Source organism: Mesorhizobium sp. M7A.F.Ca.US.002.01.1.1 (genome assembly GCF_004022955.1).
Taxonomy (GTDB): domain Bacteria; phylum Pseudomonadota; class Alphaproteobacteria; order Rhizobiales; family Rhizobiaceae; genus Mesorhizobium; species Mesorhizobium ciceri.
The window spans coordinates 1-1,645 of sequence record NZ_RZQE01000808.1 but is presented as its reverse complement, the minus strand read 5'-3'; the positions used below and the strand labels follow the sequence as shown (position 1 = coordinate 1,645).

Here is a 1,645-nt window from a genome sequence, read left to right as displayed (position 1 = left end):
GTGATATCTAATATAACGTGTGATGTGCGAGTGGTCACTCATGCGGCGTGGAAGCGGCCCAAGTATAGTATGTCGCAATGCGCCCCTGGCTTATACTTGATAGCAAGGGACAGAGGATGAGAAATTCCGCGAGCGTATTTCGCTCAAGCAAGAATGTCGTATCTATTGCCGCGGCTGTGGCGCTGAGCTCTATGGTTGCAGGTTGTCAAGGTATGGACGCAACTGAAACCGGTTCGGTCCTTATCAGGCCCATCGTCCACCCGGTCCGCAGTCAGCCCGCGGTCCAGCCCGTGCAGGCCAGATTTCTCGTGCGCTCGCTCCGGGCCGACCTTCCGATCCAGATGACAAGCACAATAGGGACCGAAAGTGCCTACGCCTTTGCACCGCCGCAACGGATCAAAGCCAGCACGCCGGCGCCGGTGAACATCTCGTTCAATCCGGGCGATGGCAGCACGTTCTCGGGCGGCTCGCCTTATATCTGCAGCCCTAGCGGATTTGGCCAGCGCGCGAGCTGTCACCCCCGCTATCTCTGACCCGTCGGGCGACGACCGGCGCTGCCGCCCTCACTGGCGGCAGTTTCATGGGCCTGGTCTTCAGTCCGAAAAAGGGAGCGGCCGTCCTGACAATCGTATCGATGTCTGAAAGCTCCGGCACAAAGCCAAGATGTTCGCGTGCGCTTCCCGGGTCGGCGTAGAGCTCCGCCGGATCTCCGGGGCGTCGGCTCCTGAACACTGCCGGAACCGGCCTCGACGTCATTCGGCCGACCGCCTTGACAATCTCCTTGATGGAGACGCCTCGCCCTGTGCCGAGATTGACCGCAAGGCTTCGCCCGCCACCCTCGAGATGCATGAGCGCTTTCAGGTGGGCGCGGGCCAGATCGGTGACGTGGATATAATCCCTTACGCAAGTGCCGTCCGACGTGTCGTAGTCGGTGCCGAAAACCTCGATCGCGTCGATGATGCCCGATGCGGCCATGAGCACTCTGGGAACCAGATGGGTTTCCGGCGAATGCCACTCACCGAGCTCGCCATCGGGATCGGCGCCACAAGCATTGAAATAGCGCAGGATCGCAAATTTCATTCCGTACGCGGACGCATAGTCGCCGATGATCTGTTCGCCGATCAGCTTGGTGCGCCCATAGGGGCTGATCGGATTTTGCGAGGAGGTCTCGCGAACCGGCAACGCCTCCGGCACGCCGTAGGTCGCACAGCTGCTGGAGAAGATGATGTTTTCGATCGAACTCGCGCGTGCGGCATCGAGCACCGCGATGGTGCCTGTCACATTGGTCGAATAATATTCGGCCGGCTCGCGAACGGACTCTCCGACATAGGCCAGCGCAGCAAAATGGATCACGGCCGTCGGCCGGTGCGTTTCCATCGCCCGCCGCAGTGCATCCCGATCCCGGATATCGCCGACGACAAGCGGCCCCCAGGCGACGGATCTCTCATTGCCGCGGCTCAGATTGTCGAAAACCACCGGCATGTAGCCGGCGGCGGCCAACTGCTTGCAGGTGTGGCTGCCGATGAAGCCGGCTCCACCCGTCACCAGGACCGCCGGCCGGCTCATGAAGCAGCAGCTCCTCTGGCGGTGTGACTTCCGTAGAGCAGGGTATCAAAATACTCGACGGTACGCGCGAGCCCCTGGC

At 61.4% G+C, this 1,645-nt stretch carries 1 protein-coding gene; it reads right to left on the bottom strand.

Annotation, left to right across the window (positions count from 1 at the left end; all coding sequences use genetic code 11):
* Positions 1-486: 486 nt before the first annotated feature.
* Positions 487-1,566 (bottom strand): UDP-glucose 4-epimerase GalE, encoded by a 1,080-nt coding sequence (gene galE / locus EN932_RS35675; protein WP_063171800.1) that lies wholly within the window; start codon positions 1,564-1,566, stop codon positions 487-489.
* Positions 1,567-1,645 lie beyond the last annotated feature (79 nt).

Bases quoted from the DNA above. Each gene is read 5' to 3' on its own strand.
- galE (WP_063171800.1), bottom strand. From the start codon at position 1,566: ATGAGCCGGCCGGCGGTCCTGGTGACGGGTGGAGCCGGCTTCATCGGC.